Annotated in this window: 17 protein-coding genes; 6 read left to right on the forward strand and 11 right to left on the reverse strand. The window is 65.6% G+C overall.

Annotation, left to right across the window (positions count from 1 at the left end; all coding sequences use genetic code 11):
- Window positions 1-3: 3 nt before the first annotated feature.
- The 5 genes from CS1BSM3_RS12370 to CS1BSM3_RS12390 all read right to left on the reverse strand — a co-directional run bounded on the left by CS1BSM3_RS12370 (window position 4) and on the right by CS1BSM3_RS12390 (window position 2,982).
- Complete coding sequence (locus CS1BSM3_RS12370) at window positions 4-300, reverse strand: (2Fe-2S)-binding protein (protein ID WP_072387381.1); 297 nt, start codon at window positions 298-300, stop codon at window positions 4-6.
- Window positions 297-842 (reverse strand): hypothetical protein, encoded by a 546-nt coding sequence (locus CS1BSM3_RS12375; protein WP_072387382.1) that lies wholly within the window; start codon window positions 840-842, stop codon window positions 297-299. The genes CS1BSM3_RS12370 and CS1BSM3_RS12375 overlap by 4 nt, the downstream gene beginning before the upstream one ends.
- A gap of 44 nt (window positions 843-886) precedes the next feature.
- Complete coding sequence (locus CS1BSM3_RS12380) at window positions 887-1,930, reverse strand: Fe(3+) ABC transporter substrate-binding protein (protein WP_072387383.1); 1,044 nt, start codon at window positions 1,928-1,930, stop codon at window positions 887-889.
- A gap of 189 nt (window positions 1,931-2,119) precedes the next feature.
- Entirely contained in the window at window positions 2,120-2,641 is a 522-nt protein-coding gene (locus CS1BSM3_RS12385) for an RrF2 family transcriptional regulator (RefSeq protein WP_072387384.1), read from the reverse strand.
- Between the two features lie 158 nt (window positions 2,642-2,799).
- Window positions 2,800-2,982, reverse strand: a complete 183-nt coding sequence (locus CS1BSM3_RS12390) for a hemin uptake protein HemP (protein ID WP_072387385.1) — start codon at window positions 2,980-2,982, stop codon at window positions 2,800-2,802.
- Window positions 2,983-3,185: 203 nt separating this feature from the next.
- Between CS1BSM3_RS12390 and CS1BSM3_RS12395 the strand changes: the two genes are divergently transcribed.
- Complete coding sequence (locus tag CS1BSM3_RS12395) at window positions 3,186-3,536, forward strand: antibiotic biosynthesis monooxygenase family protein (RefSeq protein ID WP_072387386.1); 351 nt, start codon at window positions 3,186-3,188, stop codon at window positions 3,534-3,536.
- Between the two features lie 137 nt (window positions 3,537-3,673).
- Window positions 3,674-4,042, forward strand: a complete 369-nt coding sequence (locus CS1BSM3_RS12400) for a hypothetical protein (protein WP_072387387.1) — start codon at window positions 3,674-3,676, stop codon at window positions 4,040-4,042.
- Here the strand turns inward: CS1BSM3_RS12400 and hisH are convergent.
- Genes hisH through hisB form a run of 3 tightly spaced genes read right to left on the reverse strand, consistent with a single transcriptional unit; the run spans window position 4,026 to window position 5,855 of the window.
- Window positions 4,026-4,679, reverse strand: a complete 654-nt coding sequence (gene hisH, locus CS1BSM3_RS12405) for an imidazole glycerol phosphate synthase subunit HisH (RefSeq protein ID WP_072387388.1) — start codon at window positions 4,677-4,679, stop codon at window positions 4,026-4,028. The genes CS1BSM3_RS12400 and hisH overlap by 17 nt on opposite strands.
- Before the next feature lie 11 nt (window positions 4,680-4,690).
- Entirely contained in the window at window positions 4,691-5,209 is a 519-nt protein-coding gene (locus CS1BSM3_RS12410) for a DUF2628 domain-containing protein (protein ID WP_072387389.1), read from the reverse strand.
- A gap of 37 nt (window positions 5,210-5,246) precedes the next feature.
- A complete protein-coding gene (hisB, locus tag CS1BSM3_RS12415; protein ID WP_072388144.1) occupies window positions 5,247-5,855 on the reverse strand; it encodes an imidazoleglycerol-phosphate dehydratase HisB in 609 nt (202 codons plus the stop codon).
- A gap of 389 nt (window positions 5,856-6,244) precedes the next feature.
- Between hisB and CS1BSM3_RS12420 the strand changes: the two genes are divergently transcribed.
- Complete coding sequence (locus tag CS1BSM3_RS12420) at window positions 6,245-6,481, forward strand: hypothetical protein (RefSeq protein WP_143149186.1); 237 nt, start codon at window positions 6,245-6,247, stop codon at window positions 6,479-6,481.
- A 33-nt stretch (window positions 6,482-6,514) separates the two neighbouring features.
- On the opposite strand, the gene CS1BSM3_RS12425 is transcribed toward CS1BSM3_RS12420, so the two are convergent.
- Together CS1BSM3_RS12425 and CS1BSM3_RS12430 are read right to left on the reverse strand one after the other, a co-directional pair.
- Window positions 6,515-9,838, reverse strand: a complete 3,324-nt coding sequence (locus CS1BSM3_RS12425; RefSeq protein ID WP_072387391.1) for a coiled-coil domain-containing protein — start codon at window positions 9,836-9,838, stop codon at window positions 6,515-6,517.
- Window positions 9,839-9,988: 150 nt separating this feature from the next.
- Window positions 9,989-11,149: a thiolase family protein gene (locus CS1BSM3_RS12430; protein WP_072387392.1), complete on the reverse strand. Its 1,161-nt coding sequence runs from the start codon at window positions 11,147-11,149 to the stop codon at window positions 9,989-9,991.
- 266 nt (window positions 11,150-11,415) lie between these two features.
- Between CS1BSM3_RS12430 and CS1BSM3_RS12435 the strand changes: the two genes are divergently transcribed.
- From CS1BSM3_RS12435 to CS1BSM3_RS12445, 3 genes are all read left to right on the forward strand, one after another.
- The gene (locus tag CS1BSM3_RS12435; RefSeq protein WP_072387393.1) at window positions 11,416-11,799 is read left to right on the forward strand and encodes a carboxymuconolactone decarboxylase family protein; all 384 of its coding nucleotides are present in this window, start codon (window positions 11,416-11,418) and stop codon (window positions 11,797-11,799) included.
- A 95-nt stretch (window positions 11,800-11,894) separates the two neighbouring features.
- Entirely contained in the window at window positions 11,895-12,221 is a 327-nt protein-coding gene (locus CS1BSM3_RS12440) for a chorismate mutase (RefSeq protein ID WP_072387394.1), read from the forward strand.
- A 24-nt stretch (window positions 12,222-12,245) separates the two neighbouring features.
- Window positions 12,246-12,542, forward strand: coding sequence for a hypothetical protein (locus tag CS1BSM3_RS12445; protein ID WP_072387395.1), 297 nt, complete (start codon window positions 12,246-12,248; stop codon window positions 12,540-12,542).
- A gap of 7 nt (window positions 12,543-12,549) precedes the next feature.
- On the opposite strand, the gene CS1BSM3_RS12450 is transcribed toward CS1BSM3_RS12445, so the two are convergent.
- The gene (locus CS1BSM3_RS12450) at window positions 12,550-14,112 is read right to left on the reverse strand and encodes an AMP-binding protein (protein WP_072387396.1); all 1,563 of its coding nucleotides are present in this window, start codon (window positions 14,110-14,112) and stop codon (window positions 12,550-12,552) included.
- Window positions 14,113-14,150: the final 38 nt, after the last annotated feature.

Raw genomic sequence — 14,150 nt, forward strand, 5'->3', positions numbered from 1 at the left:
TGTTCAAGCCGGCTGGTCGGCGGCGACGCGCGGTTTCTTTCGCCCCGAGAGGCGCGCGAGCTGCTTCTTGGTCGCTGCGCAGCGATAGGGACAGATGAGGCCCTGCTTCTCGAGGCGCTCCATGGCCGTATAGATCGTCTCGACGGCGAGCGGCGCGCACGAGCAGCAATTGAAGCGTTGGTTGAGCGTGCGATAGACGAGACCGGGCGTCGGGATCGGTGCGTCCGGGAGGTTCAGCAAGTAGAGGAGCGCCCTGCCGATATCGGCATCGCTGATCACATTGCAGTGGCAGACGATCATGACAGTCGTTCCGGACGGTTACGCGCGCGGAGCCGGCAAAGGCCGCGCTGACCGTCGAGCAGACGCATCGGCCAATCGGCCGACAACTCCAGGCCATTTTCCTTGAGGGTCGCGGCAAGCGCACACGACTGGCCCATTACATCTTCGCAGTCGCAGGTCTCGAGGAGCGCCTTCGTGCAGGCCTGCATCGCGGGACATACGCCGTGTTGCATCGACGCGACAAGCGATACAGCGACGCACTCGTCACGGCAGAAGCCGCGGCATGGCCCCGGAAAGACCTCGATCTCGCGCCGGCTCGCAGCCGTGATCGCGCGCACCCAGCACGACAGATCACCGACGATCCGTCGTGCGGCCTTAGGCCCGAGCTCGGCCTCGAAGAGCTGCCACGCCTGCTCCCAGCAGGCGATGTCGCTCGTCTGGTAGCCCGCAACCCAGTGGCGGAAACCGAGCGCCACCAGCCGGTCGGCGCCGGACAGATCCGGCACATAGCTGAACCGCGCCGGCCCGGCTGCCGTATCGTCCCGATCCTTGAGCATCGTCATGACGCAACTACCGTTCGGTGGCGCCTATCCCTGGGATCCGGCCGTCAGGTGCCGGGGCCCGCATCGAACTTGACCTTGTCGACGAGCTCCGAAGCTTTCTTACGCTGAGCGGCGATATTGGCGAGCGGGGTCTTGTCCGGCTCGAGCTTGCCCCAGCTCTGCACGAGCTCCGTCGGCGGCACCTTCGGATCGATCGGATACTCGCTGTTCGCCTCGGCGTAGAGCCGCTGGCCTTCCTCGGAAGCCAGGAAAGCCATGAGCTTCAGCGCCGCAGCCTTGTTCGGCGCGCTCTTGATCAGCGAGACCCCCGAAACATTCACGTGCGTACCGGTCGTGCCGGCATCGGGGAAGATGATCCGGACGCTCTCCGCCCACTCCTTCTGCTTCGGGTCCTTGAGCATCGCCGCCATGTAGTAGGTGTTGGCAAGCGCAATGTCGCAGAGCCCGGCCTTGACGTCGCGGACCTGCTCGCGATCGCCGCCGGCAGGCTTGCGGGCGAGGTTGTCCCGCACGCCCTTGAGCCACTCTTCCGTCGCCGCCTCGCCCTTGTGCGCGAGGACGGATGCGATCAGCGAGACGTTGTAGACGTGCTGGCCGGAGCGCGTGCAGATCTTGCCCTTCCACTTCGGATCGGCGAGCTCGGCATACGTAATGGCGTCCTGCTTGACGCGCTCCTTGGAGGCGTAGATCACGCGGCCGCGCAGCGTCAGCCCGAACCAGTGCCCCTCGGGATCACGGAAGTTGGCCGGGATTGCCGCGAGCTCCTTGACGTCGGTCACGGGGACGCCGGCCGTGATGCCGCGCTCCTTGGCTTCCGTTAGGCGCCCGATGTCGACGGTGAAGAGGACGTCGGCGGGGCTGTTGGCGCCCTCGGCCTGGATGCGTTCCTCGAGGCCCGCGTTGGCGAAGATCACGTTGGTCTCGATGCCGGTCTTGGCCGTGAAGGCCTTGAGCAGCGGATCGATGAGCTGGGGCTGGCGGTAGGAGTAGATGTTGACCTTTTCAGCGGCCGAGGCGGCGCTTGAGGTCAGCGAAGAAGAAAGCGCGAGGGCCGCAGCCAGTGCGCCCACGCAGGCAGTCAGTCTCATGTCGAGCTCCAGTGTCTCGGGAGTCAAGGTCCCGGGTCTGAGCGGATAAACTGTACTATGTCGGTAGAGAAATACCTGCGCGCACGCGCCTGTCAAGGGGCGGGATCAATCACTTAAGCGATTGGAATTCTTCTAAATATAAAGTGCCGCGCAGCGATTGGACGTACGCCTCGCGAAGCTCTTCAAGCGTCACGATTTTGGCGGTAGCGCACGCCCCGGCCGCTCGACGCGCACCGCGCGCGCAGCGGTGGTCTGCAGCGGCTTGCGGGACGATTTGCCGCGCGATTTCGCCGGCGTCCGGCCGCCTCGCGACGCGGGTTTTCCGGCATCGGCTGCTGCCGATGCCTCGCGCGCGACCATGTCGGCAAGCGAATGACGGTCGAGCACGGCGATGAACGCCTCGAGGGCATCATCGAGCACGCGCGTCACGCCGGCACCCGTATCCAGCGCAGGCTCGGTCGATTCCATCGCACGCACGATATCGCCGACGAAGATCGTCTCGGCAGGGCGGCTCAGGCGAATGCCGCCGTGACGCCCGCGCACGGCCGCCGTCAGGCCGGAACGCGAGAGAATGTGCACGATCTTGAAGACGTTCTGCATGGTGATGTCGAGCGACGCGGAGAGATCGACGACCTTCACCAGCGCACCTTCCGCGCGCGCGCAGGCGATCAGGATCCGGATGGCATCGCCGGTCGATTTATTGAGCCGCATGGTGCCAGAGCCTCAATGATTCCAATCGTGCCAACTTTGCCTTGCATCCGCGCCGGCCGGATCCTGCCATGGCCGCCTGCCGGGCATATCTACCGCACCTACAGCCCCTTGGCGAGGCAGACCCAAATAAATGCGCCCGAGCCTGGGAAGCCGCCCCGTCATTTGGTCAGGATCAGCTTGCCGTTCGACGTGACGCGCAGGCGGTAGTCGGAGCCATTGTGAACGATAATGGCCTCGCGACGCCCGCCGAGCAGGTCGGCCAGCTCGATCCGTATCGGATCCTGCCCACGGGACTGGCCCGCGGCATCGGGCTGAGCCCCCCCGGGACCCTTCGAGCTCATCTCCACACACTCTCCAGGACATGCCATGGGGCATCCTTGGTATACTTGACTCAAATGGTCAAGAAGAATGCGCGCGGCACCCCGCCGACCTGACGGCGGCGACCGGGGGCTGCGCATTTGCCGCGCGGGCGCCGGGCGGCGGATCGTCGTGCTATCCTCGGCCGATCACCATCCATGTGGACCTGAACCCCAGGGAGCACACGATGTATATCGCCATGAACCGCTTTCGCGTCATCAAGGAGCGCGCGAAGGACTTCGAGCAGGTCTGGACGAGCCGCGACAGCTACCTCCACGAGGTGCCGGGTTTCGTCGCTTTTCATCTCCTGCGAGGCCCCGAGCACGAGGACTACCAGCTCTATGCCTCGCACACGATCTGGCGGAGCCACGATGATTTCGTCGGCTGGACGAAGTCGGACGCCTTCCGCAAAGCGCACGCCCGCGCCGGCAATGAAACCACGCAGCCGCTGGTCGCCGGGCCGTCGCAGTTCGAGGGCTTTCAGGTCGTGCAGGAAGTGCGTCAGGACGGCAGCAAGATCCGCCATGTAAGCGACTGAGGCCGGAACGCAGGCGGGCCATGCGCAGTCGCCGCAGGAATGAGAACAAACAATAAACTTCCGGTCGACCAAACGGCCGAATCAGCGCATGTTCTTTCTACGTTCTCACCCCGCCCCGCAGACCACGGACCCTCGCCATGCGCACCTATCTCGTCTCCTACGACCTCGCCAATCCCGCCATGAACCAGCCCTACCTCGCCGACGCGATCATGACCCTCGGCGAAGCCTGGGCGCGGCCGCTCGCGAACGTCTGGTACCTCCGCACGGACACGAGCCAGGACGCGATCGAAGGCCGTCTTGCGCGGCTCCTCGACGAGCACGATGGCCTGCTTGTCCAGGCCGTGCGCGAGGAAGCCGCCTTCCGCAACACGGGCCTGCGCTGGTTCCGCCGCCGCCGTCGTGAGGAGGATCAGAGCAACGTCGTCGCCTTCCCGGCGCCTGCAGACGCCGCGTTCCCGCAGGGCGACGTGCTCGACGAGCCGGCGCCGCTCAGGGCCGCCAGCTAAGGAAGTTGGCGATCAGCGCGAGGCCGAGGCGCTGACTCTTCTCGGGATGGAACTGCGTTCCCGCGAGATTGTCGCGTGCGACCATGGCCGTGACCGGCCCGCCATAGTCGGTCACCGCCACGAGATCTGCCGGATCGGCCGGCGTCAGGTGATAGGAGTGCACGAAATAAGCGTGCAGCCCATCCGGGCCGGTCGAGATCCCCTCGAGCAGGGGATGCGGCCGGCGGACGTCCAGCGTATTCCAACCCATGTGCGGGATTTTGAGTGCCGGATCAGAGGGGTGGATCGCATCGACCTCGCCGCCGATCCAGCCGAGCCCCTCGTGCACGCCATGCTCGAGGCCGCGGCTCGCCATGAGCTGCATACCCACGCAAATGCCGAGGAACGGCCTACCCTTCTGGCGCACGGCGAGCTCGAGCGCATCGCGCATCCCGCTCACGCGGTGCAGCCCCTGATAGCAATCGGCAAAGGCACCGACGCCGGGCAGCACGACGCGGTCGGCCGACGCCACCACGTCCGGATCTGACGTCAGCACGATCTCCGCGCCTGACCCGCCCTCTCGCGCCGCCCGCTCGAAGGCTTTCAGTGCCGAGTGCAGGTTCCCGGATCCGTAGTCGATGATGGTCGTGCGCGCCATGACCGCCTTATTCACCGCCGCGCACTAAAAGGAAAGGCCGAACGCCAGCCGCCGCGGTCGCCCCTCATGCCACCGAGCGGCATGGAGGCTTCGCCACTCCCCGTGATCTGCGAGACCGAAAGCGTTTCCGGGCGCAGGAGCGGCTGATCCGGCAGCCAGGAATCGAAGAACCGGCGCTCGCACTCGACGACGTCGCGACCGGAGACCGTGCCGATCATCTCCCAGCCCTGGCGCTTCAGCGTCCAGCGCTCGATCGTGTCAGCCTCGAAGCCGACGAGCACGTGAAGGGCGATCATGAGGAGCGATTGTATCTCGTCGCCGAGCCCCAGTGCCTGAACGCCGAAGGTCAGAACCACTGCGACGATGACATAGACGAGCAGCGCCAGCCAGAAGCCACGAACGAGCAGCCAGAGCGGCGCAAAGATCGCCGCCGTCCAGGAAAAGCCGTCGCGGACGAAGCGCAGGGCCTCGGCCCGGTCGAGCCGGTCGGACGGCGGGTCCTTGGATTCATGCACGGTATAGACGCGCAACGCTCAACTCCTCGCGTGCAGGCCCAAGACGATGGCCTCAGACCGAAAGCGTGCCCTTGGTCGAAGGGACGCGCTGCTCCTGGCGGGGATCGATCGCGATCGCTTCCCGGAGCGCGCGGGCAAGTCCCTTGTAGCATGTCTCGGCAATATGGTGGTTGTTCTCACCGTAAAGGTTGGCGACGTGCAGCGTGATGCCGGCGTTCTGGGCGAAGGCCTGGAACCACTCGCGGAAGAGCTCCGTGTCCATCTCGCCGAGCTTCGGGCGCGTGAACGTCACATCCCAAACGAGATAAGGGCGGCCCGACACGTCGATCGCGACACGCGTCATGGCCTCGTCCATGGGGAGGTGGACGCTCGCGTAGCGCGTGATGCCGCGCTTGTCGCCGAGCGCCTTGGCCAACGCCTGGCCGAGCACGATGCCGCAATCCTCAACCGTGTGGTGGAAGTCGATGTGGAGGTCGCCCTCGGCCCTGAGCTCGATGTCGATCAGGGAGTGGCGTGCGAGCTGCTCGAGCATATGATCGAGAAAGCCGACGCCGGTCGCAACGTCGTAGGCGCCCGTCCCATCGAGGTCGAGGCTCGCGGTGATGCGCGTTTCCTTGGTCTGGCGGTCGATCGTGGCCCGGCGGGCCGCTGACGTCGTCATCGGAGCATCCTGGTTCTTCGTCGCCCACGGGTTGCTGATCCCGCGGGTCGGCGGCATTGCCACGCAGATGTGACAAGCAGGGTGCCGCCGTCAAGGGCGAAACCCTGCATTTTCATTTACTTCCAAAAACTACAAGAATTTGTAACGCGCTCTCTCTTAAGCATTTTTTGACGCCCTCATTTCGGCCGTGCAGCCATTATGCCAAGCATCAGTTGGCCGACTATTGCAGCGGTCGGCCCCTATCAGCTCGAAAGGCAATAGCCATGAGACATCTGTTCTCAGTCGGATTGGTAAGCGCAGCGATGGTCGGTATTGGAGCAGCGAGCACTTCCGCGGCACCGCTTTCACCGTCGGCAGCTTCGGTTGCAGCCGAAAACTACATTCAACAAGTGCAATACGAACTCCGCTATCGTGGCCGAAACTACGGCAACCGTGGCGGAAGCTACCGCTATCGTGGCCGAAACTACGTCTATCGCGGCCCAAGCTACGGCTATCCTGGCCGAGTCTACGGCTTTGCTGGCGAGCGCTACGGTGATCGTGTCTGGAGCTTCGAGAACTTTGGCGGGAGCTACGGCTATCTCGGAAGCTACGGCTATAGCCACCAGTACTATGGCTCGCGACCCTAGTACGCGCCGACGATCGACTTGCTGAAGTGTTGATCAGCCGTTCCGGCCGACCACGGTCAGCGTGGGGCCCTGCTCGTCGTAGTTGGCCAGCAGCCCCTCTACCGTTTCCCAGGAGGCGTAGTCGTCGCGCTTCTGGCGGGCGATCTCCATCGAGAGCAGGCGCATCTGGCCCTGCATCCGGTGGTCGACATCGCGATGGCCATTGTCCGGCGCGCCCGCTGCGTCAAGCTCCTCCAGGCACTGGCGGAGCGTCGTTTCGAACAGACCATCCGGAAGCAGCATCAGGATCGGCAGCGTGCGATGAACGGCATTCGCCGCCTCGCCGATCATACGGAGCCGCACCGCGTCGTGATGACCCGCCTCGCGCTCCAACCGCTCGGTTTCGCGGTCGAGCTGCTCCTTGCGCGCGCGCTCCAGCTTCCTCAACTGCTCACCGAGCCGCGTCCGCGTCACCATCAGCTTCTCGAGTGCATCGCCGGCCTTCAGCGGGCGCTCCTCGTCATCGGCGAGCAGCCACTCGAGGCGGTCGAAGTTCGCGTTGATGCCGAGGCGCCCGATCAGCGCATCGATGCACTCGTGAAGGGCAAGCTCCCTGACAGCGGGCTGGGCAGGCCTCTCCGAAAGATCGCCAATGCGCTGTGTCAGGCCTCGCGGCAGCGCATCATCACTGGATAGCTGGAGGCGCTCCTCCCGCAAGGCGCCGCCATGGCTGCGCCGCGCATCCTGGATCGCCGCGGGCGAAGGCCCGCGATGGCCGCCGTACTCGCCAGCGCGCATCAGCAGCAGCGTGCGATAGAAGTCGCTGCTGACGAAGTACCGTCCTTCATCGCGCTGGTCGCGCAGCACCGCGCCCGAGACCGTCGCGCCAGCGCCGAGCACGCCGCGCACGAGCCGCAGTCGCGAGGGCTCGGCGAGACTCTGGACATTCACCTCCGCGGCGTAGCCGGCGAGATCCGAGATCGGATGCAACTCCTCGATAACGGCCTCGGCCGCCCCCTTCGTATCCGGCAACAGGGCGACTCCGATCACCCGCAGCAGATCGCGCCGCGCGGCTTCCTCGCTCTTCTTCGGCCACTTCTTCTTCTGCGCAATGGCGATGTAGCGCGAGAGACCCGTCTTGATCTGGAACTGCGTGCGGCCATCGCCGAACGGGCGCACGGCACCGATCGAGGCGCCCGCGGTCAGCACGGCGCGCATGTCGTCGGCCAGCGGATCGTGGTCGTCGATCCAGACCTCCGAGGTGTAGCCGTTCGTCCCGGCGATCGGGCGCTGCGCCTGGAGCAGTGCGGAAAGCGTCCGCGCTGGCTCCGCCGTCTGCAGGAGCGTCGCGTCGATCGCCGCTTCGAGCTGCTCGGGCGTTAAATCATTGACGCCATCGAGGTCCGTCAGCGGTGAGCGCACGGCACCTGCACCGAACAGCGCCGCCATGAGGATCAGAGAGTCGATGCCGATGGCAATCGCGAGCGCGAGGTAGGCCAGCCGGTTGCCGTCTGTAAACGCATTGGCGCTCACGACGAACTTATGTGCCTTGTCGTCACGCGAGAGGTCGAGTGCGGAAAGGCGCGCAGCCAGCGGCGCGACCTCACGTGAGGCGAGACCTGCATCCTGCAGGCACTTGCGGCCGAACTGGAGCAGGGCATCGGTACCGCCCATCTGCGGCAGGCGCTCGCCGCCGGCACAGTTCTGTGCGTACGCCGCGAGGCCGACATTGAGCGCAAAGACGGGTGCCGCTGCCTCTGTGGCTTGCCTCGGATCGCAATCGATGGCGGCAGCCTCATTGCGCAGCGATGCGACTTTGAGGCTCACGCCCTGCATGGTGGTGCAAAGGGACTGCAGGCTGGCAAGCGTTGCCTGCTCCGGCTTCTGGCGGAAGTGCTGGCGCTCGCGCTCGAGCGCGGCGGCCGTCGCCGAAGGGTCGGTCATTTCCTGGCGGTCGCCCGTGCCGGCGGTCTTTGCAACGGCGATCATGCGCTGTGCGGTCTCGGCCTCGCCGATCAGCTTGGCGAGATCGCCGTCGATCTGGGCAATTTCCGAGCGCACAGTCGCAATGCGGCGATCGATGCCGGTGAGGCGCGTCTCGTGGCCCTTCAGACGCTCGCGCGCGACCTGCATCTCGGCTTGGATCTTGCCCTCTTCCTCGCGCGCAGCACGCCAGAACTGGCCACGACCCGATTTCCCTGAACCCTCGACGCCCTTCTCCTCGGCAAGCACCTTCGCGCGCTGCTCATCGAGTCGCTTCTCGATGCTGCTGACGACGCTCTTCTGCTCCTGTACGGCAACAGCGACTTCGGGCCGCTCCGCGGTGATACGCGTCAGCTCCTCGTTGAGCGCCGTCTTGCGCTGCGCGAGACCGGCCTGCCCGCCGGATGCATTGGCGCGTTGCTCTTCGAGACGCGCAATGCGGCTCTCCTGATCGCGGAGTGCGCGCACCATTTCCTCGCGGATCTTGTCCGGCGCGCTCGCGGCAAGCCGCGCGGCCTTGTCGAGCTCGCGCTCGTACGCGGCCCAGGCGGGTGACTGGAAGAGCACTTCGGCGTCCGCAATGCGCCGCCGCGTGGCCGTCGCGCCGATGTCGGAGACGACGCTCGCGACCTGGTTCATCGCGCGGATCTCGGCGGCGCGCTCGCGCTCCGAGGCCGGGAAGATCGCATCGAAGAGCGAGATGTACGAGAAGAACACGCTCGTGCCGGCGCAGGCGAGGAACATCACCCACAGCACGGCATTGCCGAGCACGATGCGCAATCCGTTGGCGTAGTCGCCGATGATGCCGCCGCTGCGGGCCATGAAAAGCGGCCCGATCAGCACGACGGCGCCGGCTGCGAACGCGACCTGATGAATGAGCTTGTCGGGCGCCGCGAAGTCCCAACCCGGGCGGCTCGGATCGATAAGTCCGAAGTAGATGGCGGCCAACAGCGCCACCGCCGCGAAGACGAGCCCGCCGACCACGAGCCCAGCGAGCCCGCCCGAGACGCGCCGGATGACGCCGTGCGCAGCCTTGGCGCGGCCCGCAGCGAGCCCGGCTGCGAAGCTTTCGCCGATCAGCCAGGCGATGATGAGCATCACGCCCTGGATGCCGAACGTGATGAGCGCCGACATGACCCAGTCGCCGGTGAACTGGCTCATGCCGTCCCACGTGCGATAGCCCGACGCAACGGAGAGCAGGAAGGCGCTCGTCGCGAGGATCGTGAGCTGCCAGTTCGTCGTGAAGGCGCTCTTGATCGTTTCCGAAAGGCCGCCGCGCAGCATCTGCGCGGCCACTCTCAGCGCGACCAGCACACTGATGAGGACGAGGGCGTTCCAGAGAAATTCGGACGACGACAGCCACCGCGAGACCGCGACCAGATCAATGTCCGCCATCCATCTCTCCGCCCAGCCCTGCACACACGTGCACGTTGCCCTCGCGCGGAATGTTAACCATGTCCCGGGGCGTTTTCACGCCGAGATTGCGGCCGCACTGTGCCTTGAACTGGAGCTGATCGCAGGGAGGCCGGCAGCCCGAGGAAGATCTCAGGTGCGCTCGAACAGCGCCGCGAGGCCGAGCCCGCCGTTGGCACCGAGCGCCGCCACGCCATAGCGCGCGCCGCGCGCCGCCTCATTGCGGATGAGCCGCGAGAAGAGCCGCGTCACGAGCACGGCACCGGCGGCACCGAGAGGATGGCCACGGACCACCGCGCCGCCTTCCGGATTGATCGCGGCCTCGTCGAGACCGAGCTGGCGACCGAGCGCAATCGCCTGCACGGCCGCCGCCTCGCTCAGCTCGAAGAGCGAGATGGCGCTGCGGTCGAGACCATTGAGCCGGCTGTAGAGCTTTTGCACCGCCGCGATCGGAGCTTCAGCCTCGAGACCCGGCTCGACGCCCAAGGCGGCATTGACGACAGGCCTCAATGCCGGCGGCCGGCCACGTCGCTCCCACTCGGCCTCCGAAACAACGAGCACGAAGGCGGCGCCATCATGGAGCGCGCTGATATTGCCGGCGGTGAGGGTCCCCATCTCGCCGGCGATCGGCTCGAGATCGGCGAGATCGTCGGCATCGGGCCCGACGGCGCTCTGATCGCGGGCCTCCTCCGTCGTCGCCCGGAGCGGCACGATCTCGCCGACGAAGTGCCGCGCCTCGCGCGCCTCGGCAGCCTTGCGATGCGAGGTAAAGGTCCATGCATCCTGCTCGGCGCGCGTGATGCCGAGGCGCAGGGCAAGCTTCTCACAGGAGATATGGGGCACGTGCTCCGCCATAGGCACCGCACCGGTCGGCTCGGGCCGGATGAAGTGGGGTGTCTGAAAGAGGTTCCGAGGCTTGGCGATGCGCCAGGGCGCGGTCGAAAGGGATTCGACACCACCCGCGACCACGATCTCCGCCTCACCGGCCGCGATCCGCCGCGCCGCCGCCAGGATCGCCTCGAGACCCGAGGCGCACTGCTGGTCGATGGTCGTCGCCATGGCCGTGACGGGCAGACCCGACGCGAGGGCGATCAGGCGCGCCGGGTTGTCGCCGGCCGTACAGTTGCCGACGATGATCTCGTCGACTTCGCTCGCCTCGACGCCGGTATCCTTGAGGACGGCCTCGACGACGGGCGCCGCCAGGTCCTCGACCCGGCGCAATCTGTGCAGGCCACCGATCCGCCCGATGGCCGTCCGTCGCGCCGCAATAATGTAGACGGGTAGGCTACGCATCTCCCAAACACGCTCTCAAAAAATGTCCGGCCACGAACTGTGGCTCGGCCGGCACCCGTATCCCACCCAATCGTCACGTAATGATGCGGACATTCTGGCGTCATCGGGGCGAACCCTGGGGATTGATGGGCTTGCACCGCCATTTGTGATCACCGCGCCACAAACCCCCCGTCGGCCCGACGGCTTGAGGCCTGGGCCAAAGGGTGTCAAAAGTCGCCCCGGACCGCATCGATGGCGATGGGGCGAGGAAACTCCGGGAGAAGAACATGGATCGCGAGTTGTGGGAGAAGGGCCTGAAGGCACGCAAGGCAACGCTCGGCGCCGAGTACGTCGAGAAGAACCTCGCGACGGCGGATGCATTCAACGCCGACTTCCAGGACATGCTGAACGAGTTCTGCTGGGGCAAGATCTGGGGGGATTCGACCATCCCGCCGAAGATCCGCTCCATGATGAACCTCACCATGCTCGCCTCGCTCGGCCGCATGCACGAGTGGGAGCTCCATCTGAACGGCGCCCTCAACAACGGCGTCACCCAGGACGAGCTGAAGGCCATCCTCCACCAGATCGCGATCTATGCGGGCTTCCCCGCGGGCGTGGAATGCTTCCGCATTGCACGCAAGGTGCTGGCCGAGCGCGCCGGCAAGAAGTAAGTCCGCTTGCCGCCGATGCGCGCCGCCTCGTAGGCCCGAGCCGCGCATCGGCGTCTCCATTTCCCGACATGCCGAAGACAAGAGATGAGCCCGCGATGACCAAGCGCCTCCCCCAGGACTGCAAGGACCTCTCCGAAGTCCGCGTCGAGATCGACCGCTGCGACACCGCGCTCGTCAGCATGATCGCCGAGCGCTTCGGTTACGTGGAGCGCGCCTGGCAGATCAAGCTCGGCCTCAACCAGGAAGCCAATGTTCCCTGGCGCAACCAGCAGGTCTTCGACCGCGTGCGCCAACTCGCCGAGGAGAAGGGCATCCCGCCCGACATGTGCGAGGCCCTTTGGCGACAGATGGTCGGATGGTTCATTCAGTACGAGGAAGAGAAGCTCAAGGACGAGATCACCGCCAAGGCCAACAAGAGCTGACCCGCACCGAGGAGGCCGGTGCTCATGCTCCGCAATATTCCGCCAGACCTCATCGAGATCATTACCCACGCGGTGATGAACCCCGGCACGATCGTCGCCGGCTATCTTGTCGGCAGGTTCGCCGACCAGCCCCAGAAGATCATCGTCGGCGCCTTTGCAGCGGGCATCGCGGGCGTCGCCTTCTCCTGGCTCATCATGAAGCTCGGGCTATCGCCCGACCACCCGCGGCTATTTCCGGGGATCTTCGTCCTCTCCTTCATCCTCGGCGCGGGCTGGGCATGGCTCGGCTATTTCGCCGGCAAATCGCGACGGGGGAAGTAGCTCCGCCTCACCCTGGCCGCGTGACCGTCACCTCGTCGAGCACGACGCGACCGTCGTCGATGTCCGAGAGCAGGCGGCGCATGATCTTGCCCGAGGACGTGATCGGCACGGTTTCCACGAACTGCACGCCGCGCGGGATCTTGTAGGCTGCGAGATGCTTGCGGCAATGCTCGGCAAGCTCCTTGCCGCTCGATGTCGCGCCCGGCTTCAGCATGACGTAGGCCTTGGCGAGCTCACCTTTTGCCTCATCCGGCACACCACGAACCGCCGCCAGTGCCACCGCCGGATGACCGCACAGAATGCGCTCGAGCTCCGCTGGATAGACGTTGAAGCCGGCCGTCAGGATCATGTCCTTCTTGCGGTCGACGATCGTGTAGTAGCCGTCCTCGTCGACGGTCGCGATGTCGCCCGTATGCATCCAGCCATCGGGGCGCAGCGTATCGCGCGTGCTCGCCTCGTTGCCGTAGTAGCCGTCCATGACCATGAGGCCCTTGACCATCAGCTCGCCGCGCTCGCCGGCCGGCATCTCCTTATCGGGATCCGTCACGTCGACGATCTTGCAGGAGAAGCCCGGGATCGGCACGCCGATCGTGCCCGGCTTGTTCGCGCCGTAGAAGGGGTTGAAGGTCGCCGCGCCGGCCAGCTCCGTCATGCCCCAAAGCTCGAGCACGGGCGCGCCCGTCCGCTCCGTCCACTCAAGCGACTTCGCGACAGGCAGCGTTTGTCCGCCAACGGTACAACGGGTCAGCGAGGAGAGATCGTAGCGCTCGAACTTCGGGTGCGCGAGCATGTAGTAGTAAGCCGTCGGAACACTATCGATGATCGTCGCGCGGTGCTCCTGAATGGCGGCGAACATGCCCTCCTCGCTGAAGCGCGGCAGGATCACCATCTTCGCGCCGACCAGGAAGGCCGCGTTGAAAACACAGCTCGAATAGACGTGCGGCGACGGCAGCGGCGACACGACCGTATCGGCGGCCGTGCGCGTGTTCATCAGTGCCGCGGCATAAGCCGCCACGACGATCGAGCGGTGCTGCTGAACGGCGCCTTTGGGATGGCCCGTGGTGCCCGAGGTATAGCAAATGGCACCCACGTCCTTCGGCGAACGGGGCACGGCATCGAAGCGCGCCGCGCCGAGCTTGAGCCAGAGATCAAAGGGAATGGCGCTCGTTGGCGGCTTTTCACCCCAGGCGACGATCTCGGTAAGCTCGCCTTTGCCTTTGAGGCCCATCAGCGGCTCGGCCTTGTCGGCTGATGCGACGATCACGCGAGCGCCGGAATCCTGAACGATGAACGCAACCTCCGACGGCGTCAGCATGACGTTGATCGGATTGACCACCGCCCCCGTCTTCGCAATCGCGAAGTAAGCGACCATCCACTCGATCGCATTGGGACCATAGAGCGTCACGCGATCGCCGGGCCGTACGCCGGCGCCGACAAGTCCGTTCGCGAAAGCATTGGAGGCTTCGTCGAGCTGCCGGTACGTGAGCTGATCGGTACCGATGATCAGGGCCGTACGGTCGCCATAGCGGCGTGCAGCGAAGGGCAGGACCTCGCCCAGCGTTGAAACCATGATGAGCCTCCCAGGAAGATGCTTTTTTTGCGAACCTG

The organism is Hyphomicrobium sp. CS1BSMeth3 (assembly GCF_900117415.1).
Lineage (GTDB): Bacteria > Pseudomonadota > Alphaproteobacteria > Rhizobiales > Hyphomicrobiaceae.

Excerpts from the sequence above, each read along its gene's own strand:
- CS1BSM3_RS12370 (WP_072387381.1), bottom strand. The coding sequence starts at position 300 with ATGATCGTCTGCCACTGCAATGTGATCAGCGATGCCGATATCGGCAGG.
- CS1BSM3_RS12375 (WP_072387382.1), bottom strand. The coding sequence starts at position 842 with ATGACGATGCTCAAGGATCGGGACGATACGGCAGCCGGGCCGGCGCGG.
- CS1BSM3_RS12380 (WP_072387383.1), bottom strand. The coding sequence starts at position 1,930 with ATGAGACTGACTGCCTGCGTGGGCGCACTGGCTGCGGCCCTCGCGCTT.
- CS1BSM3_RS12385 (WP_072387384.1), bottom strand. The coding sequence starts at position 2,641 with ATGCGGCTCAATAAATCGACCGGCGATGCCATCCGGATCCTGATCGCC.
- CS1BSM3_RS12390 (WP_072387385.1), bottom strand. The coding sequence starts at position 2,982 with ATGAGCTCGAAGGGTCCCGGGGGGGCTCAGCCCGATGCCGCGGGCCAG.
- CS1BSM3_RS12395 (WP_072387386.1), top strand. The coding sequence starts at position 3,186 with ATGTATATCGCCATGAACCGCTTTCGCGTCATCAAGGAGCGCGCGAAG.
- CS1BSM3_RS12400 (WP_072387387.1), top strand. The coding sequence starts at position 3,674 with ATGCGCACCTATCTCGTCTCCTACGACCTCGCCAATCCCGCCATGAAC.
- hisH (WP_072387388.1), bottom strand. The coding sequence starts at position 4,679 with ATGGCGCGCACGACCATCATCGACTACGGATCCGGGAACCTGCACTCG.
- hisB (WP_072388144.1), bottom strand. The coding sequence starts at position 5,855 with ATGACGACGTCAGCGGCCCGCCGGGCCACGATCGACCGCCAGACCAAG.
- CS1BSM3_RS12425 (WP_072387391.1), bottom strand. The coding sequence starts at position 9,838 with ATGGCGGACATTGATCTGGTCGCGGTCTCGCGGTGGCTGTCGTCGTCC.
- CS1BSM3_RS12430 (WP_072387392.1), bottom strand. The coding sequence starts at position 11,149 with ATGCGTAGCCTACCCGTCTACATTATTGCGGCGCGACGGACGGCCATC.
- CS1BSM3_RS12435 (WP_072387393.1), top strand. The coding sequence starts at position 11,416 with ATGGATCGCGAGTTGTGGGAGAAGGGCCTGAAGGCACGCAAGGCAACG.
- CS1BSM3_RS12440 (WP_072387394.1), top strand. The coding sequence starts at position 11,895 with ATGACCAAGCGCCTCCCCCAGGACTGCAAGGACCTCTCCGAAGTCCGC.
- CS1BSM3_RS12445 (WP_072387395.1), top strand. The coding sequence starts at position 12,246 with ATGCTCCGCAATATTCCGCCAGACCTCATCGAGATCATTACCCACGCG.
- CS1BSM3_RS12450 (WP_072387396.1), bottom strand. The coding sequence starts at position 14,112 with ATGGTTTCAACGCTGGGCGAGGTCCTGCCCTTCGCTGCACGCCGCTAT.